Origin of the sequence: Jatrophihabitans sp. (genome assembly GCA_036399055.1) — a bacterium.
GTDB lineage: Bacteria > Actinomycetota > Actinomycetes > Mycobacteriales > Jatrophihabitantaceae > Jatrophihabitans_A.
Window position 1 is genome coordinate 25,288 of record DASWNX010000026.1, and the last position, 23,109, is coordinate 48,396.

The 23,109-nt window shown below is 69.0% G+C and carries 22 protein-coding genes and 1 tRNA gene; 13 read left to right on the forward strand and 10 right to left on the reverse strand.

The features are described 5' to 3' along the window. Window positions 1-53 precede the first annotated feature (53 nt). The 12 genes from VGB75_09780 (at window position 54) to VGB75_09835 (ending at window position 12,657) form a co-directional block, all read left to right on the forward strand. On the forward strand, window positions 54-572 hold the full coding sequence (locus VGB75_09780; protein ID HEY0167321.1) for a MauE/DoxX family redox-associated membrane protein: 519 nt from the start codon (window positions 54-56) through the stop codon (window positions 570-572). Further along, the gene (locus tag VGB75_09785) at window positions 569-1,330 is read left to right on the forward strand and encodes a hypothetical protein (GenBank protein ID HEY0167322.1); all 762 of its coding nucleotides are present in this window, start codon (window positions 569-571) and stop codon (window positions 1,328-1,330) included. Before VGB75_09780 ends, VGB75_09785 begins: the two co-directional genes overlap by 4 nt. Beyond that, complete coding sequence (locus VGB75_09790) at window positions 1,327-1,842, forward strand: hypothetical protein (protein ID HEY0167323.1); 516 nt, start codon at window positions 1,327-1,329, stop codon at window positions 1,840-1,842. Before VGB75_09785 ends, VGB75_09790 begins: the two co-directional genes overlap by 4 nt. Next, a complete protein-coding gene (locus VGB75_09795) occupies window positions 1,839-3,776 on the forward strand; it encodes a twin-arginine translocation signal domain-containing protein (protein HEY0167324.1) in 1,938 nt (645 codons plus the stop codon). The genes VGB75_09790 and VGB75_09795 overlap by 4 nt, the downstream gene beginning before the upstream one ends. Beyond that, window positions 3,773-4,612 carry a hypothetical protein gene (locus tag VGB75_09800; protein HEY0167325.1) on the forward strand — a complete coding sequence of 280 codons (840 nt, stop codon included), beginning with the start codon at window positions 3,773-3,775 and terminating at the stop codon, window positions 4,610-4,612. The genes VGB75_09795 and VGB75_09800 overlap by 4 nt, the downstream gene beginning before the upstream one ends. Before the next feature lie 136 nt (window positions 4,613-4,748). After that, entirely contained in the window at window positions 4,749-6,497 is a 1,749-nt protein-coding gene (locus VGB75_09805) for a hypothetical protein (protein HEY0167326.1), read from the forward strand. 142 nt (window positions 6,498-6,639) lie between these two features. Beyond that, window positions 6,640-7,908 carry an MFS transporter gene (locus VGB75_09810; GenBank protein ID HEY0167327.1) on the forward strand — a complete coding sequence of 423 codons (1,269 nt, stop codon included), beginning with the start codon at window positions 6,640-6,642 and terminating at the stop codon, window positions 7,906-7,908. 74 nt (window positions 7,909-7,982) lie between these two features. Then, window positions 7,983-9,134, forward strand: a complete 1,152-nt coding sequence (locus VGB75_09815; protein HEY0167328.1) for a hypothetical protein — start codon at window positions 7,983-7,985, stop codon at window positions 9,132-9,134. Continuing rightward, window positions 9,118-9,729: a hypothetical protein gene (locus tag VGB75_09820; GenBank protein ID HEY0167329.1), complete on the forward strand. Its 612-nt coding sequence runs from the start codon at window positions 9,118-9,120 to the stop codon at window positions 9,727-9,729. The genes VGB75_09815 and VGB75_09820 overlap by 17 nt, the downstream gene beginning before the upstream one ends. Beyond that, window positions 9,720-10,244 (forward strand): hypothetical protein, encoded by a 525-nt coding sequence (locus VGB75_09825; protein ID HEY0167330.1) that lies wholly within the window; start codon window positions 9,720-9,722, stop codon window positions 10,242-10,244. The genes VGB75_09820 and VGB75_09825 overlap by 10 nt, the downstream gene beginning before the upstream one ends. Continuing rightward, window positions 10,241-10,759 carry a hypothetical protein gene (locus tag VGB75_09830; protein HEY0167331.1) on the forward strand — a complete coding sequence of 173 codons (519 nt, stop codon included), beginning with the start codon at window positions 10,241-10,243 and terminating at the stop codon, window positions 10,757-10,759. Before VGB75_09825 ends, VGB75_09830 begins: the two co-directional genes overlap by 4 nt. After that, window positions 10,756-12,657, forward strand: coding sequence for a PEP/pyruvate-binding domain-containing protein (locus VGB75_09835; protein ID HEY0167332.1), 1,902 nt, complete (start codon window positions 10,756-10,758; stop codon window positions 12,655-12,657). The genes VGB75_09830 and VGB75_09835 overlap by 4 nt, the downstream gene beginning before the upstream one ends. Before the next feature lie 26 nt (window positions 12,658-12,683). Here the strand turns inward: VGB75_09835 and VGB75_09840 are convergent, their stop codons facing one another. Genes VGB75_09840 through VGB75_09855 form a run of 4 tightly spaced genes read right to left on the reverse strand, consistent with a single transcriptional unit; the run spans window position 12,684 to window position 15,863 of the window. Then, window positions 12,684-13,466, reverse strand: a complete 783-nt coding sequence (locus VGB75_09840) for a phosphatase PAP2 family protein (protein ID HEY0167333.1) — start codon at window positions 13,464-13,466, stop codon at window positions 12,684-12,686. After that, entirely contained in the window at window positions 13,463-14,341 is an 879-nt protein-coding gene (locus VGB75_09845; GenBank protein ID HEY0167334.1) for a diacylglycerol kinase family protein, read from the reverse strand. Before VGB75_09845 ends, VGB75_09840 begins: the two co-directional genes overlap by 4 nt. Beyond that, on the reverse strand, window positions 14,338-15,081 hold the full coding sequence (locus VGB75_09850) for a phosphatase PAP2 family protein (protein HEY0167335.1): 744 nt from the start codon (window positions 15,079-15,081) through the stop codon (window positions 14,338-14,340). Before VGB75_09850 ends, VGB75_09845 begins: the two co-directional genes overlap by 4 nt. Then, window positions 15,078-15,863 carry a DUF1206 domain-containing protein gene (locus tag VGB75_09855; GenBank protein HEY0167336.1) on the reverse strand — a complete coding sequence of 262 codons (786 nt, stop codon included), beginning with the start codon at window positions 15,861-15,863 and terminating at the stop codon, window positions 15,078-15,080. The genes VGB75_09850 and VGB75_09855 overlap by 4 nt, the downstream gene beginning before the upstream one ends. A gap of 199 nt (window positions 15,864-16,062) precedes the next feature. On the opposite strand from VGB75_09855, the gene VGB75_09860 reads away from it, so the two are divergent. Next, window positions 16,063-16,150: transfer RNA gene (locus VGB75_09860), tRNA-Ser, on the forward strand. 73 nt (window positions 16,151-16,223) lie between these two features. Here the strand turns inward: VGB75_09860 and VGB75_09865 are convergent. The 6 genes from VGB75_09865 to VGB75_09890 all read right to left on the reverse strand — a co-directional run bounded on the left by VGB75_09865 (window position 16,224) and on the right by VGB75_09890 (window position 23,019). After that, window positions 16,224-16,943, reverse strand: coding sequence for a haloacid dehalogenase type II (locus tag VGB75_09865; protein ID HEY0167337.1), 720 nt, complete (start codon window positions 16,941-16,943; stop codon window positions 16,224-16,226). A 48-nt stretch (window positions 16,944-16,991) separates the two neighbouring features. Continuing rightward, entirely contained in the window at window positions 16,992-18,467 is a 1,476-nt protein-coding gene (locus VGB75_09870) for a mannitol dehydrogenase family protein (GenBank protein HEY0167338.1), read from the reverse strand. Window positions 18,468-18,613: 146 nt separating this feature from the next. Continuing rightward, window positions 18,614-19,675 (reverse strand): NAD(P)-dependent alcohol dehydrogenase, encoded by a 1,062-nt coding sequence (locus VGB75_09875; GenBank protein ID HEY0167339.1) that lies wholly within the window; start codon window positions 19,673-19,675, stop codon window positions 18,614-18,616. Next, a complete protein-coding gene (locus VGB75_09880) occupies window positions 19,672-20,565 on the reverse strand; it encodes a carbohydrate ABC transporter permease (protein ID HEY0167340.1) in 894 nt (297 codons plus the stop codon). The genes VGB75_09875 and VGB75_09880 overlap by 4 nt, the downstream gene beginning before the upstream one ends. Further along, a complete protein-coding gene (locus VGB75_09885) occupies window positions 20,562-21,536 on the reverse strand; it encodes a sugar ABC transporter permease (protein HEY0167341.1) in 975 nt (324 codons plus the stop codon). The genes VGB75_09880 and VGB75_09885 overlap by 4 nt, the downstream gene beginning before the upstream one ends. Before the next feature lie 109 nt (window positions 21,537-21,645). Then, entirely contained in the window at window positions 21,646-23,019 is a 1,374-nt protein-coding gene (locus VGB75_09890) for a sugar ABC transporter substrate-binding protein (GenBank protein HEY0167342.1), read from the reverse strand. Window positions 23,020-23,109 lie beyond the last annotated feature (90 nt).

The window sequence follows — 23,109 nt, forward strand, 5'->3', positions numbered from 1 at the left end:
CTTGTTACTATTCGCAGCACTTGTGACGTGTGGGGGCAGTGTTGATCGGTCTGGTGAGCGCTGCGGCGCTCTTACTCGCCGCTGCCGGCCTGGCCAAGCTCCTCCAGCGCGCGCCGCTCCGGTCCGCTCTTGCGGCCGCCGGCGTCCCCGGCGCCCAGCGGCTCAGCGCCAAGACGGCGAATCGGCTGTCCGGCGCGGTCGAGCTGGCGGTCGCCCTGCTGGCGCTGCTGGTCGGGGGACGCGTCGGGGCCGCTCTGATCGCGGTCGCTTATCTCGTCCTGGCCGGGCTTTCGGCACGCATGATGGTCATCGAGTCGGGGCAGGACTGCGGTTGCTTCGCCAAGCCCGTGGCGGTCAGCCATTGGCACACGGCGGTCAACCTGAGCTGCGCGCTGGCCGGGCTGATCGCCCTCGTCCAGCCGTCGGGCTCACTGATCAGCCAGTTCGGACAGCAGCCGGTGACCGCCGCGGCGTTGCTGCTGGCCGCCGCCGTGCTGGCCTACCTCGGCTACCTTGTGATGACGGCGCTGCCTGAGCTCACAGCCGCCACCAAGCTGGAGGTCGCCGGGTGACCGCGCTGCTGATCATTGAAACCGTCATCCTGGCGGTGCTGTGCGTGCTGGTCGCCGGCTTGCTGCGAGGGTATGCCGCCGTGCTGCGCCGGCTTCACCAACTCGACGGCGGCGCCGAGGCCGGGCCGCCGCCGTTCCGCACCGTCGCCTCCATCCAGCAGCCGTCGGCCGCCTCGACCGCCGGCCCGCGCATCGAAGGCCGGGACGAGTGGGCCGAGTCCCACGACATCGACGGGATCTCGCTGCAGGGTGAGATCACCTCGGTGCGCACGGTCGGCGTCGAGCAGGACACGATTCTGGCGTTCCTGTCCTCCAACTGCGAGGGCTGCACCGGTTTCTGGCATGAGCTCGGCGAGCCCGGCTCCTGGACCACTCCGCAGGGCAGCCGGCTGCTGGTGGTCACCAAGGGCCCCGAGGACGAGAGCCCGTCGGTGTTGTCGCAGCTGTGCCCGGACGGGGTGGACCTGGTGATGTCCAGCCAGGCCTGGGCCGACTTCGAGGTGCCCGGCTCGCCCTACGTGGTGGTGGCCGACGGCCGCACCGGCCGGGTCAAGGGCGAGGGCTCGGGCACCTCGTTCAGCCAGGTCAGCGGCCTGATCCGGCAGTCGGTCGAAGACGGCCGGCATCCGGCGATGGCGCGCAAGCCCGACGCCGACCGCAGGCGCGAGCGCGACGTCGACCGGATCCTGCTCACCGCCGGCATCGGCCCGCAGGATCCGAGCCTGTACGCCCCGGTCGACCAGGAGGAGCGCCGGTGACCGCGCCGGCCGGCAAGCGGCTCACCGGCCACGGCCTGGCGGTCGGGCTGCCGGCGCGCTGGGAAGGCCGGATCTACCGCCGGGTGGTGGACACCGGCCAGTTCGGCAAGCAGCAACCGGGCAAGCAGCACGCCTTCGGCTGGCCCGGCGAGCTGAGCCATCCCATCCTGCACCTGGCCAACTTCGCCCTGCCGGCCGCGCGCGGTGACTTCGGCACCGGCGCGGTCGAGCTGATGGGACCCGAGCACGTGTTCGTGGCCCTGCTGGAGTTCGGCGCCGACTGCCTGGGCACCGCGCTGTACGCGCCAGTCGGGGTGCCCCGGGTGCGGCCCGGGCAGTTCAACCCCAGCGGCATGCAACGCCGGGTGGCCGGCCAGGCCGGCTTTCAGCACTTCTTCACCGAAGCGAACCGGCCCTTCTGCCTGTACGTGGTGATCGGCTCGCATCGACAGGCCGTTCCGTTGGCCAAGCAGGTAAACGCCGTTCTCTCCCAGATCGAGGTGCAGCCATGACGGCTAGCCTGGCCGAACGAATCGTCAACCGGGTCGCCGAGCGCAGCCAGCGGCCCCGGACGAGCCGCCGCGGCTTCCTCGGCGGCGCGGCGGTGGTGGGCGCGGCGTTGGCGGTGAACCCGTGGACGTACCTGACCCGGCCGGCCAGCGCGTACGACGCGGTGTGCGGCTCGCACAACACTTGCGCCGACGGCTACACGGTGTTCTGCTGCACCATCAACGGCGGCAACAACGCCTGCCCGCCGAATTCCTTCATCGGAGGCTGGTGGAAGGCCGACAGCTCGTCCTTCTGCGGCGGCAACGCCCGCTACTACATCGACTGCAACGCCTACCGCGACGGCGCGTACACCTGCCGGTGCAACCAGACCACCTGCGACCAGCGCCTGGTGGCCTGCAACCAGTTCCGCTACGGCCAGTGCAACACCCAGATCCCGTGGTCGGAGACCGGGCCGGTGCTGTGCCGGCTGGTCTCCTGCACCCCGCCCTGGGTCCAGTACGGCAGCACCTGCGGCACCTCAAGCGCCACCGACAACAACACCGCCAGCCACGCGGCCCCGTGCCTGACCGGCAAGGTCCCGGTCGGTGTCGTCGAGCAGGTCACCAGCGTCGGCAACAAGGTGACCATCAAGGGCTGGGCCTATGACCCGGATCAACCGTCCACCTCGATCAACGTGAACATCTACCAGGACGGCAGGGGGCTGATGGGCATCAAGGCGAGCCTGCCGCGCTCGGACGTCAACCGCTCCCGGGGCATCTCGGGCAACCACGGCTTCAGCGTCACCTTCACCGCCAGCACCGGCCGCCACGCCTACGTCGTGTACGCGATGAACATCGCCGGCGGCAGCGGCAACCCGCAGATCGGCGGGAAGACCATCACCGTCAACGCCGGAACGGCGCCGATCGGGCACCTGGACTCGGCCAACCCGGTCGGCGACAGCGTGGTGCTGACCGGCTGGGCCTTCGACCGGGACTCCTCCTCCACCTCGATCGCGGTCAACATCTATCAGGACGACAAGCCGCTGATGGGCATCCGGACCGGCGTCAACCGACCGGACGTCAACTCCGCCTACAACATCACCGGCGTGCACGGGTTCAAGGCCCAGTTCAAGGCGTCGGTGGGCGCGCACAACTACAAGGTGTTCGCGATGAACATCGGCGGCGGGACCGGTAACACCCTGATCGGAAACCACAGCCTGATGGTCAAGGGCGCGTCGACGACGAGCGCCACGGCCACCCCGGCCGGCTACGTCGCCGCGCCGCTGCCCGGTGAGCTCGAGTCGGTGTCGGCCGCCGGCAACAGCGTCCGGCTGACGGGCTGGTTGCACGACCGGCAGGACGGCTCCGAGCCGGCAGTGGCGGTGCACGAGGACGACCAGGTGCTGCACTGGTACCCGGTCGACGGCCCGCTCTCCTCCGACGGCCGGCGGGCTTTCGACCTCACCATCCCAGCAGGCACCGGGTTGCACACCTACTCGGTCTACGCGATGGCCGCTGACGACGGCGCCGAGGGCGTCGACTACCCGCTGATCGGGCAGCAGGCCGTCCGGGTCAATCAGGCCGGCGCCGTCGGCCAGGTCCAGAGCGTGCGGCGGCTGGGCGACACCGTGCGCATCACCGGGTGGGCCTATGACCCGGACCGGCCCACCGCCCGGCTGGCCCTGAGCGTCTCTCGGAACGGCCTTGCCCTGGCGTCCTCGGACTTCACGCGCTACGACACCGTGCGACACGACCCTGCCCAGCACGACGCCGGACCGGCCGACGGTGACACCGCTCAGCAGGGCGCGTTCGACTTCATCCTTCCCGACCTGCCGGGCACCCACACCTACACGGTGTTCGCCGCCAATCCGGGATCGGCGGGACGGACCATGATCGGCGGCAGCACCGTCTCTGAGGACGACGACATGGCACCCCTGTCGGACACGGTGCTGGTATGAGCGGCTGGCTGGCGGGCAGCGCGCTGCTGATCGCGGCGGTGTCCGGAGCGCGCGGCACCTGGTCGCCGTGCGGGCTGTCGATGATCTCGGCGATCAACCCGCTGTCCGAGCGCTCCCGCGGCAACCGGTACTGGCTCACCGCCGTCTGGTTCGTCCTCGGCTCGGTGCTGGGCGGCCTGATCCTCGGTTCGGCCAGCGGCGTGCTTGCCCTGGCGGCGCGTCCCCTGGCCGATCAGCGGACCGCCGCGCTGGTGGTCGCCGCCCTGGCCTGCCTCATCGCGCTCGCGGCAGACCGGCGACTGGCCGGATTCCAACTGCCTCTGCACCCCCGGCAGGTCAACGAGCTGTGGCTGACCCGCTACCGCCGCTGGCTGTACGCGGCCGGCTTCGGGCTGCAGATCGGTGTCGGCTTCGCCACCTACATCATGACGGCGGCCACCTATTTGGTGGTGGTGCTGGCGGCCCTGACCGGCTCGCCGGCGCTGGCCGTGGCTGTGGGCGCCGTCTTCGGACTGGTGCGCGGCCTGGCGGTGCTGTTGAGCGCCCGCTGCCGAAGCGCGCAGGCGCTGCGGCAACTGCATCTGCGGATGAGCTTGCTCGAGCCCGCCTCGTTGCGCGCCGCCATCGGCGCCGAGGCGCTGGCCGCGGGCGGCCTGGGTTATGCGGCGGCAGGCATGGTCACCGGCGTCGCCGCGTTGCTGCTCGCCGGCCTGATCCTGGCCGCCGGCCAGCCGGTCCTGGGCCGAGCGCTTAGCAGAAGCAGGCACAATGGCGACACCGGCGTGGTGTCAAGCGGCGTGGTGTCAAGCGACGTGGTGTCAAACGGGCGGCGTTAGCGGCAGGACAGCAGCAACACGGCACTGGCAGCACAGCACTGGCAGGGCAGCACGGCTTCGGGGGCAGCACGGCTTGGACAACAGAGGTGTCCGGACAACAAAGCCCGGTCATCCCCGAAACGATTGGCATCACATCATGCGGTTGAGATTCACAGCGGTCGTGAGCACGGCGGCCCTGGTCCTCGGAATCCTGGTCCCAGTGGTGACGGCCCAGCCGGCCTCGGCAACGGTGGCCAGCCAGGCGGCCAGCGCCGTCCGCTACGCCAATGACCGGGGCTACCGGTCCTCCATCGCTGTGCTGGACACCCAGACCGGGGCCTTCACCGGCGCCGGCGACTACAACAGCACCTATGCCTCCGAGTCGCTGGTGAAGGTGTTCATCGCGACCCGGCTGCTGATGACCGGGCAGATGTCGGGCTGGAACGAGACCGCTGCCTACAAGATGATCACCCAGTCCGACGACGCCGCCGCCAGCGCGCTCTACGGCCGGGTCGGCGGCGACGGCATCGTCGACTGGATCGAGCAGGCGCTCAACGTCCCCGACATCGGCTCGGGACCGCCGTCGCCAGGCTGGTGGGGCGCCACCCGGGTCACCGCCAGCGGAATGGTGCGGTTCTACAACGCGGTGCGGCACCGCCCGGCGGTCTGGAACTGGCTCGGCAACGCCATGCACCACGCGACCCCGTACGGATCTGACGGCGTGTACCAGTTCTTCGGCATCCCGAGCGCCACCACCGGCTTCGCCGTCAAGCAGGGCTGGGGCAACGACAACCCGCAGGGCCAGCCGGCGTTCAACTCCACCGGCTACGTCAACGGCGACCGGTACGCGGTGGCCATCCTGACCCAGGGCGGCCAGTACGGCTCCCCGATCGCCAACATGCTGACCGCGCAGGCCAAGATACTGATGCCGGGCGGCAAGATCGCCAACGACAACCCGTTCGGCGGCGTCAGCAGCTGGTCGGTGCACGGGCGCTACCTCACCGTCAGAGGCTGGGCACTGGACCCGAATGCCCTGTCCAGCGGGCTGCGGATCTTCTTCTACGTCAACGGCAAGCCGTTCACCTACGTGCAGACGACTGAGCCACGCGGGGACATCAACGCCCATTACGGCGCCACCGGCAATCACGGGTTCACCAAGGCGCTGATGCTGGCCAACGGCGCCAACAACGTGTGCGCCTACGCCATCAACGTCGGCGCCGGCAGCAACACCAAGCTGGGCTGCAAGAGCGTGCCGCTGAACGGATCGCCGCTGGGCGGGATCAGCACGGTCACCCAGAAGGGGAACCTGGCCACCTTCACCGGCTGGAGCTTTGACTACGACGCTCCGCACACCCCGCTGACGGTGGTGGCCAATGTCAACGGCAGGTTCGCCGGCTCGGTCGGCTCCACCGTGTCGCGTCCCGACATCAACCTGGCCTTCCGTGGCACCGGCTTGCACGGTTACCGCATCTCGGTGCGGCTACCGGCCGGCTCGAGCACCGTCTGCCTGCACGCGCTCAACATCGGGCCCGGCTCTGAGAGCCGGTTGGGCTGCTCGAGCTTCCGGGTGTCGCTCTCGCCCATCGGAAGGCTCGACTCGGTAGTGGTGAAGGGGGCCCAGGCTGTGGTCAGCGGCTGGACCTTCGACTTCAACAACACCTCGCAGGCTATCGGCGTGGTCATCGACCGCAACGCCAAGCATGTCGCGTGGGGCCCCACCACGATCGAGCGCGGCGATGTCAACAGCGCCTGGGGCATCACCGGCAAGCACGGGTTCAGCTACACCGTCAAGCTGGCCGCCGGCGCGAACCAGTTGTGCGCCTACGGCGTGAACATCGGCTCCGGTGGCGGCAACTCGTTGCTCGGCTGCCGGTCGGTCACCGGCCCGGCGACAGCTGGAGGCTGATCGGGTGACTTTCACTCCCGCGCCCCGATGACCTAATAAGTCGGTATGGGCGATTTAGTGGATTTCCTCTAACATGTCTCGGTAGGTGCAGAGCCTCCTCCGGTGAGCGCCGTCCAGCGGCGCACACAGAGGAGCCCGGCGCTTGGCAGTCCTACCCGCGCTCGCCAAGCTCCTGCCGCCCACCCGGCAGGAGCGGGCCTACGCCCTCATCACCGCCGTCGACTCGGCCGGGACAGGGTGCTTCCTCACCATCAGCGTCGTGCTCTTCCTCCGGTTGATCGAGGTCTCACCGACGCAGATCGGCGCGGCGCTAGGCCTGGGCGGCGTCCTCAGCCTGCTCACCCGGGTGCCGCTCGGCCGGCTCTCCGACCGGCTGGGCCACCGCCGCAGCCTTGTCCTGGTGCATCTGCTCCGTGGGCTGGCTTTCCCCGCTTACCTGGCGATCCACGGGTTCACCGCGTTTCTGGTGCTGAGCGTGTTCCTGCTGGTCATGGACGGGTGGGAGAGCCCGGTTCGCAAGGTGGTCCTGTACGCCTTCGCGTCGGTCGACGATCGCGTGCGCATCGCGGCGTACAACCGGTCGGTGTACAACCTGGCTTTCGCCATCGGATCGCTGTTCGCGGCTCTGGCACTCACCGGGCAGCAAAGCCGGCTGAGCCTTTACCTCGTGGTTCTGGCCAACGCCGTCTCACACCTGGTCGCGGCCGTCCTGGCCAGCCGGCTGCCCCCAGACCCCCGCCGGTCGGCGCCGCAGAGTGGCCTGTCGGCGCGGGGAGGAAGGTTCGCGGCGGTCGGGCTGCTGTGCGGAACCCTCTTCCTCTGCACCAGCATGCTGACCATCGGGCTTCCACTCCTCGTCCTGAGCCACTATCACAGCCGCCAATGGCTGATCGGGCTGGCGATGTCGGTCAACACCATCGTGGCGGTCGCGCTTCAGCTTCGGCTCAGCCGCGGCTCAACCGACATCCCTGGCGCCACCCGGGCGGGCCTGCTGGGCGGCCTCGCCGTGGGCCTGGCGTGCCTGCTGTTCTTCGCCAGTGCCACCATCGGGCAGTTGGCGGGAGTGCTGGTCCTGCTGCTGGCGGTGGTCGCGCTCTCAGTCGGCGACCTGTACGCCTCGGCGGCGACCTGGGGCCTGTCGATGAGCTTGCGCCGGCATGACCTCACCGCGCACAACCAGTCTGTCTGGTCCATGTACAGCTCATTGCCGCACCTGCTCGGGCCGTTCCTCGTCGCCGGATCACTGGACCTGTTCTCCGACTACGGCTGGCTCTTCATGGGAATGATCGTTATGGCAGCGGCGGTGGCGCTGAGACCGGTGTCCAGAGCGGTGCACAGCGGCATCGAGCACCGAAGAGGCGCCGATGCCCAAGGCGCGCCAGCGACGTCGGCCCGTCCGGGACATTCCTAACCCATTTGTACCTATTCGTGATATTTTTGCCTGGCCCTACAGCGGCGACCTGGCTCTAGTGATTGAAGGACAGCGTGTTCGATGAGGCTGACCCGGCGGCATGGCTGGTGGTGGGCTCACACGATCTGCGCTCGTCGATCCGGCGTCCGGCTGAATGGCGGGTGACACTTCTGCGCTGCCCGGTCGCGGCGCTGGCTCCCACCACCGACGGCGCCCAGAGCTACACGCTGAACCTTGCGGACTGGCCACCCACCGATGCCGTCGTGCTGGATTCCGGCGGAACCGTCATCGACCGGTTGGAAGCGTCTTTGGAGGCGATCCTCAATCAGGACCACAACATGCCGATCGGCCTGCTTCGGCCTGCCGCGCCGCTGACCTCCTCGGTGGTGTTGTACCCACAGGTCGACATCTACCACGGTCATGCGCGGTTTCTGCGGCTCCCGGGTGAGCCTTCGCCGCGCAGCGCAGCCCTGACCGACTTGCTGGCGGGGATCGACGAGCATTTCCTCAAGATCACGAACTACCTGTGTTTCCGGGTGAACCTCAAGCCCGATGTGGAGCTGGAGCACAAGTTCACCCTCACCGGCCACCCGGACGTGTACGCGTTGGCGCGCGACACCCTGCGGCTGGTGGAATCCGACGGGCTGCCCGGCTTCCATGTCGAGTTCCGGGAAGAGATCCAGGGATGGGACTTCCTGAACCATGTCTACGCCATCGAGGAGCCAGCTGAGGAGGCTGGCTACGTCTCGTTCATTCCCACCACCGACGGCCGCCACACGGTGAAACGCAAGATCTACACCGAGGACACCGACGAGCGGGTGGAGATCCGCGATCGTGGTGTCAAGGTCGGTCCTGACCTCGAGGCCTACGTCCGTGACGTCATGGGCCTCACGCCCGCCTGGAACGCGAGCTTCCGCCGGGCCCGGTATGACATCACTGTCGAAGCCCACGACAGCGGCAACGTCATCGGCATCGCCTATGACCAATGCGTCGTCATCGACGAGTCCGGGGGCCGGGTCGCCGGCGCCGCTGAGTTGACCCAGTGCGAGATGGAGTACCTCTATTCCCAGTCACTGACCGGCGCCACCTTTGAAAGCGTTCGGCAGGACCTGAGTCACCTGCGCGGGCTCATGGACTCGTATTTCGACGAGCGCGGGATCGAGAATTACCAGCGACACGAGTCAAAGTTGACGTTCTTGCGGAACCAGCATGCTGCTCTCAGGTGACGCCGCCGGAACGGCTACCCGGCTCGACCCGGCGCCAGGCCGCGCTCGAATCTGCCTGGTGGGCGAGACGGGCAGTGGAAAATCGACGACCGCCGCAGTGCTGACCGAGTCGCTGGCCGCTGCCGGGCGCCCGTCTCGGGTCATCGCGCTGGCCGCCCTGTTGCACGACCTGCAGAACAGGCTGTATTCCGAGATCGCTGAGCCCAAGCCGGCCGATCAGCAGGATCAGCAACTGATGCTGGACCTGGCCAAGCACATCAGGCGCATCAGGCCGACCGCGCTCGTCGAGCGATTTGAGCAGTCACTGGCCACGACGCCCGCCGGCGCGGTCGTCATCAACGCAGATCTACGCGACCACACCGTGGATGCGCCACGCCTGCGTGAACTGGGGTTCTACTTCGTGCGGGTTCGCTGCGAGCGCGCCGTGCGTCACCAACGGCTGCGTGCCCGTGAGGATGTGAGCATCGTCGATGACGAGCGGGTGTTCAAGCTCGACGAGATCGCCTGTGACGTGGAATTCGACAACAGCCGCAGCGGTGTCGAGCACGTTCGCGATTTCTGCACCCGGTTGATCGCGGGCGCCCCATGTTGTTGACTGGCGCTGAGATCGCCCGGCAGCACCGCAGTGGCGCCATCGCCATCGAACCGTTCGAGGCTAGCCAGGTCGAGCAGAACAGTTACGGCTTCCGGCTCGGGCGACAGCTGGTCAACTGCGGCTCGACGATGTTCGACGCTCGCCGTCCGCTGGATCGGTTGGAGCCGATCGACATTCCCGCTGACGGCATCCTCCTGCAGCCCAACCGGCTCTACCTCGGCGAGACGCTGGAGGTCATCGGCAGCTACCGCTACGCATGCGAGCTGTACGGCACGCTCTCGATTGCCGCGCTGGGAGTCTGGATCCAGGTGAGCGCGCCGCTGGGGCACACCGGCGCCATCATCCGTTGGACACTGGAGATCCGGGTGTCGCAGCCGGTCAGATTGCGCCCCGCGATGATGATCGGCAAGGTCGCGTTCTGGAGTGTGAACGGCGATGTCGTGCAGTACGACGGCCGGTACGCCAATTCAGTGGCGGTCACCCAGAGCCGCCTGTTCGACGGGGCCGCGCCGTGATCTTGTCCGGCCGTCAGATCGCCCTTGAGCAGCAGGCGGGGCGCATCATCATCGACCCCTTCGACGAGAGCGCGGTCAATCCCAACAGCTACAACTTCACCCTCTCCGACCGCCTGATCGTCTATCGCGAGGACCTACTGGACGCCAGCCGCGAGAACTCCACCGAAGAGCTCCTGATACCGGCGGACGGGCTGCAGCTCAAGGCCAACAAGTTGTACCTGGCCGCGACTCGCGAGGTTCTGGGAAGCGAGCATTACGTGCCCACCTTTGCCGCCCGTTCATCGGTGGCGCGGTTGGGCCTGTTCATCAACCTCTCAGCGCCCCTGGGCGACATCGGGTTCATCGGGCAATGGACTCTGCAGCTCTATGCCACCCACGACGTGATCGTCTACGAGGGCATGAAGATCGGTCAGATGATGTGGTGGAAGACCCTGGGCGACATCGTGCTCTACGACGGCAAGTACCAGCACGCCGACGGCCCCAGGGCCTCCATGCTCTTCCGGAATTTCACATGACCCGCCTAACCGACCTGGCCGAGGCGACCTCGCCGAGCCTGCACGGCAACAAGGCCGCCGGTCTTGCTCGGGTCTACGGGCGGGTCGCGGTGCCTGCGGGACTCGTGGCGCCCGGCGGCTGGATCAGCGCGTGCCTGGGCGATGAGGCGCGAGCCGAGCTCGACCGGCTGCTCAGGGAGGTCACCCGACGTGCCGAGGATGACGACCAGCTGCTGAAGCAGCTCGCTGCGATGCTTGACCGCATCAGGCTCACCGCCAGCCAAGCACGGCAGTTGCGAGCCGCGGTGGCCGATCTGGAGCTCGGGCCGGTCCTGATGGTGCGCAGCAGCTCAGCCGACGAGGACGGCACGTCGCTCAGCTTCGCAGGTGTCTTCGACAGCCTGATCAATGTCGAGGAACAAGACCTCGAACAGGCGGTGCGGAAGGTCTGGCTATCGGCCTTCAGCCCGAAAGCGCTGCTGCAGTACCGGCGAATCGGCCGGTTCCCAGGCTGCGATCGGATGAGCGTGCTGGTGCAGAGGGCGATCCAACCGGTCGTGGCCGGCGTCGCGTTCAGCGAACCGTCCGGTGACTGCTATGTCGAATGGACCGCCGGCCACGGTGGCGACCTGGTCGCGGGGCTGTCGGCGCCGACCGGTGAGCGCCTGAGCAGTTCTTCGGCGGCGGCACCGGGTTGGCGGCAGCAGTTGCAGGCCTCGGTGAAGGAGCTGTCCGAGGGCGGCAGCGGACAGGACGTGGAGTGGGCCTGGGACGGGCAGGTGGCCTGGATCGTCCAGGTGCGCCCGCGCACCGCGGATCTGGCCGGCCAGTCAGCAGCCGCAGGGCTGCGGATCGCGCCGCTGTACGAAGGCGACGCGCACGATCTGGTCCTGGGCCAATGCGCCGACGTGTACACCAGGATCCGGAGCAAGCGCCGGATCGCGCGGGCCATCGCGATCTCTCATGGCGCCCGGGTGCCCGGTGGTTGGCTGGCCAATTGGGACCGACGCGGTTCGGTCGAAGTCCTGACCGCATGGAGCAGGCAGCTTCCCCACCGCCTGGTCATCGACTCCAGTCCGACCGAGCGCCAGCACATCATCGACAGCAGCGAGCTGGCTGACACCGTCCGCACGCTGGCCGAGGCCAGCCCAGAAGACGGCGAGTTCGCGTTCCTGTGCCGCGAGTACGTCCAGGGCGACCTGGCGCTGCTGTCCACCGTGGCCGCGGACGGCTCGGTCTATGTCGAGTCGTCCGAAGAGGGCTTGCTGGCAGTCAACCGGGGTTTGGGCAGCGCCCACCCGATGACGCTGGATGCCTTGGCCGCGCTGGTGGGACCGGACCAGGCCAGGACGCTGGAATCCACGACGTATGAGCACGCCCGGCGGCTGCACCCCCGGACGGCGCTGGAGTGGGTGGTCAATGAGGCAACCCTGCTCTTCGTGGACTACTCGGCGCCGGCCGCCGAGCTGACAGCACCGGACAACCAGTCTGCCCTGAGCGGCTCACGGGTTCTGAGCGCCGGAGTCGCCAGCGGGTTGGTGCAGGTGCTCGAGATTGACGACATCCTGACCGCGTCGAGCATCGCACCGATCATCAGCATCGCTCAATCGATCTCGGCAGAGAATGAAGCGCTGTTGCTACGGCAACTGCGTCAGCGGCTCAGCTTGGCTGACAGCGGGGTCATCGTCGCCGCCTCCCGTCCGATCGCCGTGCTGTCGATGCTCATCGGCGTGGTCGAGGGCTTTCTCTTTGAAGAGGGCGCGCTGCTCAGCCACCTCGGCATCCTGCTGCGCGAGGCCGGGGTGCCGGCGGCGATAGTGGGCACCGGAAACCTGCCGCACGAGGGCAGCTTCGTGCAGCTGGTGCACGGCACCGTGATCAGCTCTCCTGACGGCAGGCGGTTGCCGGCCGGCAGCTAGACCGGCCCAACCGGGCGAGAGCGCGGTCAGGGCGCGAGCCGGTCACGGTGCTCGGGTTCCAGGCCCTCGTCCAGGGGGCCGACCGGCTTTCCGTCTTCTCGCCGCCAGGTTCGGAACGCGCTGATCATGCCGATCAGCCACACGGTGCCGATCAGGTAGGAGCCGATCACGTCGGAGAGGTAATGGACGCCCAGCGCGATCCGTGAGAACCCGATCAGCAACGCCAGCAGCCCTGCCCCGCTGACAGCCAGCGCTCGCCAGCGTCGAGGGATCACCGGCAGGAAGACCGCGAGCAGGACGCCGCAGCCGACGATCGCCGCCTGGGCGTGACCGCTGGGAAAGGACTTGCCGGCCGCGGACGCGAGCGGGTCGCTCAGATGGGGCCGGGCCCGGTCCACCAGCAACTTGATCACGTTGTTGAGCAGCGAGCTGCCCAGCGCCGCGACCACGACGAAGAGCGCCAGCCGCCGTAGCCGGCGCCGCCACAGCCAGCCGGTCACCAGCCCCAGGACGAGAAACCACACCACCGTCTTGCCCGAGTTGCTGAGGGCGTGCATGGCCCAGGTGAAGCCGGGATGGTCCCGGCCGAAGCGGTTCATGTCGATGGCGATGGCGCGGTCCATCCGCAGCAGCGCCGTCGAGGAAGACCTGACCAGCACCAGCAGCAGGATGAACAGCGCTGCCGCCGCTATCGCGATGACGAACACCACCGCCGTCCGGCCGGCGAACCGGCGCCGGCCCGCGTTCTCGCGCTCCTGGCCGGCGCTCTCATCCTCCGGCCCGCGCCCCGGTGGTCTGGAGGCCGTCACGGCAGGCACCTCAACACCAGCGCCGCGGGCAGCACCTCGACCCGGAGCTCAGTCGCCTCGCCGCGGAAGTCGCCGTCGAACTCGATCGGCATGGCGACCGCCGAAGAGATCACCACCCGCTTTCCGCGCAGGATGTCGGCCTGCCGGCCGGCGTCTGGACGCCGGCGCAGGATCCGCCAGACCAGCGCCGGCCAGTCGCCGATGGTGCGGGGCGCCAGCACGATCACGTCGAGGCGCCCGTCGTCGGGGCTGGCATCGGGCATCAGGGTGATCCCGGCCTCCAGCTGCCCGACGTTGCCCACCAGCACTCCGATGGCGTCGGTGCTCAGCGGCAGCCCCTCGTCGACGGTGATGGTGAAGCGGGCCCGCGGGCTTCGCCGCAGCGCCCGGGCCAGGCCGCCCAGATAGGCCAGCCAACCGATGCGAAGCTTGAGCTTCTCGTCGGTGTCGCGGATCAGCGCGGCGTCGAAGCCCAGCCCGGCCATCACCACGAACCGTTGCTCAGCCGCCTCGAGCACGTCGATCACCCGCTCATCGGCGCCGAAGGCGACCTTGAGCGCGTCGCCGAGCTCCAACGGGATGCCGAGGTTTCGGGCCAGCAGGTTGCCGGTGCCCACCGGCACGATCGCCATCGCCACCTCGGTGCCTGCCAACGCTCCCGCGCAGGCCGCCACCGTGCCGTCGCCACCGCAGACCAGCACCAGCCGCGCGCCGGCCGCTATCGCCGCGGCGGTCTGTCCGGCCCCGGTGTCCTCGGGGGTGGTCTCGAACCAGCTCGGCCGCTCGTCGCCGCAGTGCTCGGTGATGAGGGCCTTCAACGCTGCCAGGTCCTCGATCTTCGCGGGGTTGAGCACCGCCGCGACGCCACTGCTCACGACGCCGGCCGCCGGTCGGACAGGGATCGGCGGTCGGACAAGGATTGCCGGTCCGACAGGGGCCGCCGGAGCAGGATCGCGGTGGTCGCCGCCAGCCAGCAGCACGCCAGCAGGGCTCCGCCGAGCACGTCGGTCGGGTAGTGCATTCCCCGGTACAGCCGTGCTGAGGCCACCAGCAGCGGCACCAGCACCGCCAGCGTGATGGCCAGCGTGCGCAGCCACATCGCGGCCCCGGCCCGCCAGGCGAGCACCGCCAGTCCGGCGTACAGCGCGATCGAGGCGGCCGTGTGCCCGGAGGGAAAGCTCGAGGTCGGCGGCGCGGAGTCCAGGTGCCGCACCGGCGGGCGGTCCCGGTCGACCAGCAGGGTGGTGCTGAGGAAGATCGTCACCTCGCCGATCACCGTCACCGCCAGGAACAACGGCTCCCGCCACCGTTTCAGCTGCAGCCGGAGCAGCGCCAGGGCCACTGCCAGGACGCCGATCACGGTGAGCGTCTCGGCGAGAAAGGTGGCCAGGTAGGTCAACGAGGTCCACGGCTCACGCCGGTTGGCCGCCAGCTGCCGGTCCACCGAGGCATCCCAGCGCACCAGGGCGCTGTCGCGCCATTGGTGACCGAGCAGGTGACCGACCAGGATTAGCGCCAACCAGATCAGCACCGCCGCGGCGAGCAGCCACAGCGCCGCAGTCCGCCAGCCGGCCTCACGGCGCCGGTCAGAGGATGTGTGAGCCAGTCGGCTCACGTGCGTCGCCAGGCCGCTTCGGCGTAGGCGTACAGGCCGAAGGCGAGCAAGCCGATCGCGCATACCGCCACCAGTAGCCGCCCGGTGTCAGAGTCGGCGACGGTTTGGCGCAGCGCGCCGTCGAGGCCGCGGGCCTTGCTCGGGTCGTACTCCCAGGCGGCCCGGACCAGGAAGAAGCCGACCAGGCCGAACACCACGCCTCGGGCGGTGATGCCGAAGGTGCCGAGGAACCAGACGATCCGCCGGCTGCGGCTCGGCATGTCCGCCAGCGCGAAGTGCTTCTTGAACTTGCGCATGATGCCCTGATACATCAGCCCCAGGCCGATGCCGATCACCACGGCGCCGGCGATGCCGATCATCCACCGGCCGGCCGGGTACTCCATCACCTTGGACGTCCATTGTTGCTGCTGGTTGGCCTGGCTCTTCTGGCGAGCGTGGGCCAGCAGGTTGAAGGCGCTGACGGCCAGGCCGGCGTAGATCAGGCCACGGGCCAGCGACTTCAGCCGCGGGAGCTTGTCGTCGGGGTCCTTGCCGGTGACCCCGAAGGCGGCCTCGGACAAGCGCCAGAGCGCGTAGCCGACGAACCCGATCGCGATCAGCCACAGCAGCAGGAAGCCGCCGGTGTGCTGGGCGACCTCCTGCATCGCGCCCCGCTGGTCGGCCTCGGGGGTGTGCTTGCCCTGCACCAGCATCACCGCGAAGATGCCGATCAGCAGGTAGATGGTGCCCCGGGCCGCGAAACCCAGCTTGGCCAGGCCCTTGAGCCCGTCGCTGTCGGCCATTCGCCGCGCGCTGGTTTCTGCTGTCATTTCTGCCCCCCAGGAGTTCGGCGAAGAGTACCGCGGTTCAAGACCGACGTAGCCGGCGTTCTCGCCTGGAGCCACTCTGGCGCCACCGGCAGGACGGGCCTTGGACGGCGGTGGCACGGCGAGGGAGTACCCGGGCCGCAGCCGGGACGAGGTCACCCGTATCCTCTTCGACGGAGGATTCGCATAGTGGCCTAGTGCGCACGCTTGGAAAGCGTGTTGGGTTAACGCCCTCAGGGGTTCGAATCCCCTATCCTCCGCCAGCGGTCCCTGGGCTCACCACCGCCCACGCGGGTTCTGCGCCGCCGCGTCCTGCCATGTCAGCTCTTAGCCGCGTCAGCTCTTGGCCGCACGGGCGACCTCGGCGAACGAGATCAGGTCGGGAAACTCCAGGCCGTAGGAGTACTCCCCGGCCGGCTCAGGGGTGGCGCCCCAGCCGGGACGGCTGGAACGGCGGTTGATCCACACCGACGACAGCCCGTGGCGCTTGGCGGGCACGTGGTCGTGAAACAGGCTCTGGGCGACGTGCAGCAGGCGCTCCCGGGGAACGCCCAGTTCCCGCACCGCCTCGAAGAGAGCCTCGAAGTGGTTCGGCGCCGGCTTGTAGGCCCCGACGTCCTCGGCGGTGATGATCCGGTCGAAGCTCACGCCGAGGCGCTTGTTGGAGCCGGCGAAACCCTCGCGGTGGACGTTGGAGGCGATGATGAGCTTGTAGTCCCGGGCCAGGGACGCCAGCGCCTCGGGCGAGTCGTCGAAGGCCGGCCAGTCCGGAACCGAGTCGCCCAGCCGCTGAGCCCACTGCTCGCTCACCGGCGCCCCGAGCTGGTCACCGGTGCGCCGGAAAGCCTCGGCGAGGACGGCCGAGTAGAGAGCGTCCGGGGTGTCCGCCTCGACCTGGGCCTCGTGGTCGCCGTAGGCGCGCAGCAGGGCCTCGTCGGCCACGTCCAGGCCGGACTCGCCGGCCCACGCGCAGAGCACGGCGAGCATGCCGGTCTCCCAGTCGATGAGGGTTCCGTAGCAGTCGAAGCTCAACACGTCGTAGTCGGCGAGGTTCATGGCTGGCTCCTTTGCGGTGGGCGTGGCGAGCTTGATAGCGCCGGTCAGTCAGCGCTCTGCCATCAGCGCCTCCAGGGTCTTGCGGGCGCCTCGTTCACGCAGGGACTCCAGCGTCGCTAGGTAGGCGCTGGTGAACCGCTCCTGCTCCACCAGGTCGCCGAACAGCTCACGGTTGCGCAGGAACGCCAGGGGGTCCTGGCGCTGCTGCCGCGCCGCCGCGGTCACTGTGTCGGCAAGCCGGTCCACCACCTGGATGGGCTGGCCGTCCTCGTCCACGCCCTCGGCGTAACGGGCCCAGCTGGCGACCACGGCGGCGGACAGGGCCACGCTGCCACCGGTGGCGAGGTTGTGGCCGATCACCGGCAGCAGCCACTTCGGTATCCGGTCCGAGCTCTCGGCGCAGAGCCTGGCGATGGTGTCGCGCACCTGGCCGTTGGAGAAGCGCTCGATCAGCTTGGCCTTGTAGGCGCCCAGGTCGATGCCCGGGACCGGGTGCAGGGTCGGGGTGGCCTCGGAGTCCATGTAGGCCAGCAAGAACTCGGCGAACAGCGGGTCCTGCGCCGCCTCGTGCACCAGGCGGTAGCCGGACAGGTAGCCGAAGTAGCACAGCGCCTGGTGGCCGGCGTTGAGCAGCCGCAGCTTCATCAGCTCATAGGGCTGCACGTCGGCGACCAGCTGCACCCCGGCGTCGGCCAGCGGCGGCCGGGCGGCGAACCGGTCCTCGGCCACCCACTGGGTGAACGGCTCGCAGACCACCGGCCACTGGTCCTCGACACCGAACCGGCGGGACAGCTCGGCGCGGTCGGAGTCGGTGGTCACCGGGGTGATCCGGTCCACCATGCTGTTGGGAAACGAGACCTCCCGCTCGACCCACTCGCCGAGGGCAGCATCGCGCAGCGACGCGAACGCGGCGAAGGCCCGCCGAGCCACGTCGCCGTTGCCCTGGATGTTGTCGCAGGACAGCACGGTGAACGGCGCCACGCCGCGGTCGCGGCGGCGCACCAGCGCCTCGGTGACCAGACCGAAGGCGGTGCTCGGGACCGCGCCGGGCGCCAGGTCGCGCCGGACGCCCGGATTCTCCGAGTCGAACTGGCCGGTGACGTCGTGGATGTTGTAGCCGCCCTCGGTGACGGTGAGCGAGACGATCCGGGTCGCCGGGTCGGCCATCTGCTCGATCACCGCCTCCGGGTCGTCGGGGGCGAGCAGGTAGTCCACGAGGGAGCCGATCACCCGTGGCTCCATCGTGCCGTCGGGGTGTTTGACGACCAGGGTGTAGAGGTGGTCCTGGGAGGCGAGCACGTCGGCCATCCGCCGGTCGCCGGGTAGCACCCCGACCCCGCAGACGCCCCAGTCCAGGGCCTTGCCCTCGTTCATCAACCGATCCAGGTACATCGCCTCATGCGCCCGGTGAAAGCCGCCGACGCCGACGTGGACGATCCCCACGCCGACCTGCCGCCGGTCATAGCCGGGCACCGCCACCTCCGGACCCAGCGAGGCCAGGTTCGCGGCATTCAGCGACACCATGGTTGGCTCCTTCCTTTCCTCTTTCCTTCCCGGCCCGGCCGGGGTCGGAGTCGAGTCTGCACCGCGCCCGGCCGCTCAGCCGCCGGAGGCGCCCAGCCGCTCAGCCGCCGCTCAGCCGCTTCAGCGGCTGGAGGCGCCCAGGCCGCTCAGCCGCCGGGAGACGCCATCCTGCCGGGACACACCATCGCCTTGACCGTGGCCGGATCACGCCGGGACGCGGTCAGCGCCTGCTCCACCTCGTCGAGCCCGTAGTGGCCGGTGACCAGGACGTCTAAGTCCACCCGTCCGGAGGCCACCAGCGAGATCGCGGTCGGCCAGGTGTTGGCGTAGCGGAACGCTCCGGTCAGCACCAGCTCGCGATCCTGGACGTAGGACAGCGGCAGGACGAGCTCGTCGCCGCCCATCCCGATCAGCACCACGTGCCCGGCGCGGGCGACCGTGCCAATGGCGTCGGTGGTGGCCCGGGCGTTGCCCGAGCACTCCAGCAGCACGTCGGGCTCGACGCCGGCCGCGGCCAGCGAGGTCGCGGACACGTCGATGGCGCGCGCCCCGAGCTTGCCGGCCAGCGCCAGCCGGTAGGGGTTGACGTCGCTGACGGTGACTTCGGCGGCGCCGAAGGCGAACGCCGCCTGCACGCAGACCAGGCCGATCGGCCCGGCGCCGGTGATCAGCACGCGGGCGCCCGGCGACACCTTGCCCCGGCGGCAGGCCCAGACCGCGACCGACAGCGGCTCGATCAGCCCGGCGGCGTCGTCACTGACGCTGTCGGGCACGGCGTGCACGAATGCCTCGGGCATCACGACGTACTCGCAGAACGCGCCGTCGTAGGGCGGGGTGGCGAAGAATTGGACGTCGGGGCACAGGTTGTACCTGCCGCTGAGGCACTGGGGGCACGAGCGGCAGGGCACGCCCGGCTCGACCGAGACCCGCTGCCCGGGCGCCAGGGCGCTGACCCCGGCGCCGATCGCGGCGACCTCGCCGCCGGCCTCGTGGCCGAGCACCAGGGGCCGGTCCACGACGTACCGACCGATCCGGCCGTGGTCGTAGTAATGGATGTCGGACCCGCACACCCCGACCGAGCCGATCCGCACCAGCACCTCGCCCGGCCCGGGGTCCGGGACGGCCCGCTCCTCGACCGCGAGGTCGCCGATGCCGTTGAGGACGCTGGCGCGCATGGTCATGCCCGGCACGGTATCTGCCAGCGTCACTTGACCGCTCCGAGGGACAACCCTTGGACCAGCTTGTCCTGGGCCGCGAAGCCCGCGATCAGCACCGGAAGCGACACCACCAGGGCTGCGGCGCAGACCTTGGCCAGGAACAGGCCCTGGCTGGTCACGAACCCGGTGAGGAAGACCGGGGCGGTCTGGGCGACGGTCGCGGTCAGCACCCGGGCGAACAGCAACTCGTTCCAGCTGAAGATGAAGCAGATCAGCGACGTCGCCGCGATCCCCGGCATCACCACCGGGGCCACGATCTCGCGGATGGTGCGGGTGAACCCGGCGCCGTCCATGGACGCCGCCTCGAGCATCTCGACCGGGACCTCGGCCAGGAACGAGCGCATCATCCACACCGCGATCGGCAGGTTCATCGAGGTGTAGAAGATGATGAGCAGCCAGATGTTGTCCAGCAGCCCGACGCGCTGAGCGAACAGGTAGATCGGCAGCAGCCCGGCCACGATCGGCAGCATCTTGGTGGAGAGGAAAAAGAACATCACGTCGGTCCACTTGCGGACCGGGCGGATCGAGAGCGCGTAGGCGGCCGGAATCGCCAGCAACAGCACCAGGATCGTCGAGAGCACGCTGGCGGTCATCGAGTTCGCCAGCGACGGCCAGGGGCTGGCGCCGCTGGAGGCCCCGAAGAACTCGCGGTAGCCCTGAAACGTCAGAGGCGCGCCCAGTGACGGCGGGTTGGTGGCCGCGTCGGACTCGCTGTGGAACGAGGTGAGCAGCATCCAGAGGATGGGCAGCACGAACAGCAGGCCCACCAGCCACGCCACTATCCCGAGCAGCGCGCTGCCGCGGGGCTTGCGATTGCGGCGAGGCGTGCCGGCCGGGGTGCGGGTGGCGGGCACCGGGCCTACGTCGGTCAGCGAGCTCATCGCCCGCCCTCCTCTCGGAACAGGGTCGAGACGGTGCGCAGGGCGAACGTCGCGATGATGATGGTGCCGAGGACGACCACCACGCCGGCAGCCGAGGCTCGGCCGTAGTCCTGGGCGTTGTAGAAGGTCTGATAGATCGTGTACGGCAGGTTCGCGGTGCCCAGCCCGCCGGAGGTGATGGTGAAGACGGCGTCGAAGTTCTGCACCACGTAGATCGATCCCAGCAGCCCGCCGAGTTCCAGGTACTGCCGCAGGTGCGGAAAGGTCATATAGCGAAAGACCTCCCAGGCGCTGGCACCATCGACGCGGGCCGCCTCGATCACGTCCAGCGGGCGGCTCTGCAGGCCGGCCAGCAGGATCAGCATCATGAACGGCGTCCACTGCCAGATCAGCGCCAACTCCACCGACAGCAGCGGCGCCGTGCTGATCCAGTCCGGTTGCGGCGGGTTGTCGGAGCCGAAGAGCCGCCACACCGCGGTCAGCAGGCCGTTGAACAGGCCGTACTCGGGGTTGAACAGCGCGTGCTTCCACAGCAGCGCGGCGGCCACCGGGACCACCAGGAACGGCGCGATGAGCATCGTGCGCACCACGCCCCGGCCGAAGAAGGCCCGGTCCAGCAACAGCGCGATCAGCATGCCGAGCACCAGGCTCACGAGCACCACGGTCGCCGTGAGCACGATGGTGGTGATCACCGACTGGCGCATGTTGACGTCGGTGAACACTCGCCGGAAGTTGGCGAAGCCGGCGAACCCGCGCTCATCGGGGTAGTAGGCGTTCCAGTTCATGAACGAGATGACCAGCGTGGCCACGAACGGCAACTGGGTCAGCACGATGGTGAAGATCAAGGCCGGCAGCAGCGGCGCCCGTCGCGCCCAGTCCCCCGACCTGCGCAGCCCACTGGGCGGCTTGGCCGCGACGCTGGTCGCGCCTTGCTGGCTGCTCCCCTGGCGGCTTCCCAGAGTGACGCTCATGGCGCACCTTCCTCTGTCGTGCGGGCCTGTGTCGTGCGGGCCTGTGTCGTGCGGGCCGGGCTCGTGCTGGTCGGGCTAATGCGGGCCGGGTACGTCCCGGGCCCCGCGGTCATGGCTTGTCCAGCGCGCGATAGCGCTCTGCGACGTCCTCGGCCAGCCGTTGGCCGCGATCGAGTGCCTCCTCGACGCTCATCTGGCCGGCGATGGCGGAGCTGACGTCCTGGGAGACCTGCGTCCCGAGGGCGGGGAACTCCGGGATGTCGACGAACTGGATGCCCGGCGCCGGGCGTGGCTGCACCCCCGGGTTGAGCGGGTCGGCGTTCTCGATCGCCTCGCGGGTCGGCTCGGCGAAGGCGGCTGCCTCCTTGAGGTACTCGGGGATCTCATAGGTGGAGGCGCGCTTGCCGGCCGGCACCCGGGACCAGCCGAGCTCTTGGCCGACGAGCTTCTCGTACTCCTTGCCCGAGGCCCACGAGATGAACTGCCAGGCCTTGTCCTTCTTCTCACTGGCCTGCTGGATCCCCCAGGACCAGGCGTAGAGCCAGCCCGAGCTGTCGGTCTTCACCACCGGCGCCGCGGCGTAGCCGATCTTGCCCCGCACCGGCGAGTCCTCGGCCTCGAGCGAGCCGGCCGCCGAGGTGGCGTCGTACCACATGGCCGCGTTGCCCTGCACGAGGTTGTTCAGGCACTCGGTGAAGCCCGCCTGGGCGGCGCCCTTCTCACCGTGCTCGCGCACCAGGTCGACGTAGAAGCGCACCGCCTCGGAGAACGGCTGGTCATTCACCTTGGCCTGCCAGTCCTCGGTGAACCAGGTGCCGCCGAAGGTGTTGACCACGGTCGTCAGCGGCGCGAAGACCTGGCCCCAACCGGGCTGGCCGCGCAGGCAGATGCCGGCCATCCCGGGCTGAGCCTCGTCGACCTCGGCGGCGATGTCGGCCACCTGTTGCCAGGTGGGCTTGGCGGGCATGGTGACGCCCTTGGACTGCAGGACATCCTTGCGGTACATCAGAAACGAGGACTCACCGTAGAAGGGCTGGCCGTAGACCTTGCCGTCCTCGCCGGACAGCGACTTGACCATCGGCTTGAGGATGTCGGCCTGATCGAAGTCGGCGTCGGCGGCGATGAACTCATCCAGCGGGCTGATCCACCTGCTGCGCGCGTAGATCGGGATCTCGAAGTTGCTGACGGTGGCGATGTCGTACTGGCCCGCCTGGCTGGAGAACTCCTGGCTGATCTTGTCCCGGACGTCGTTCTCGGGCAGCACGGTGAAGTTGACCTCGATGCCGGTCTCGGCGGTGAAGTGCTTGGACGTCAACTGCTGCAGGTCGACCATCTGAGGGTTGTTCACCATCAGGACGTTGATGGCGTTCGCGCCGCCACCGCCCCCGCCGCCGCCACCCCAGCCCGCGCAGCCGGACGCTGCCAGGCCCAGGACGACCAGGAGTGAGCTCAACCGCCATCTGACGGCCTTGATACGCGCCACACTGACCTCCACATCGAGCAAGCTCGCAGGATGAGTGGCGGTTCACTCGTCTTCGAGTTTCACCGTCTGGCTGTGCGGCGTCAATATTCT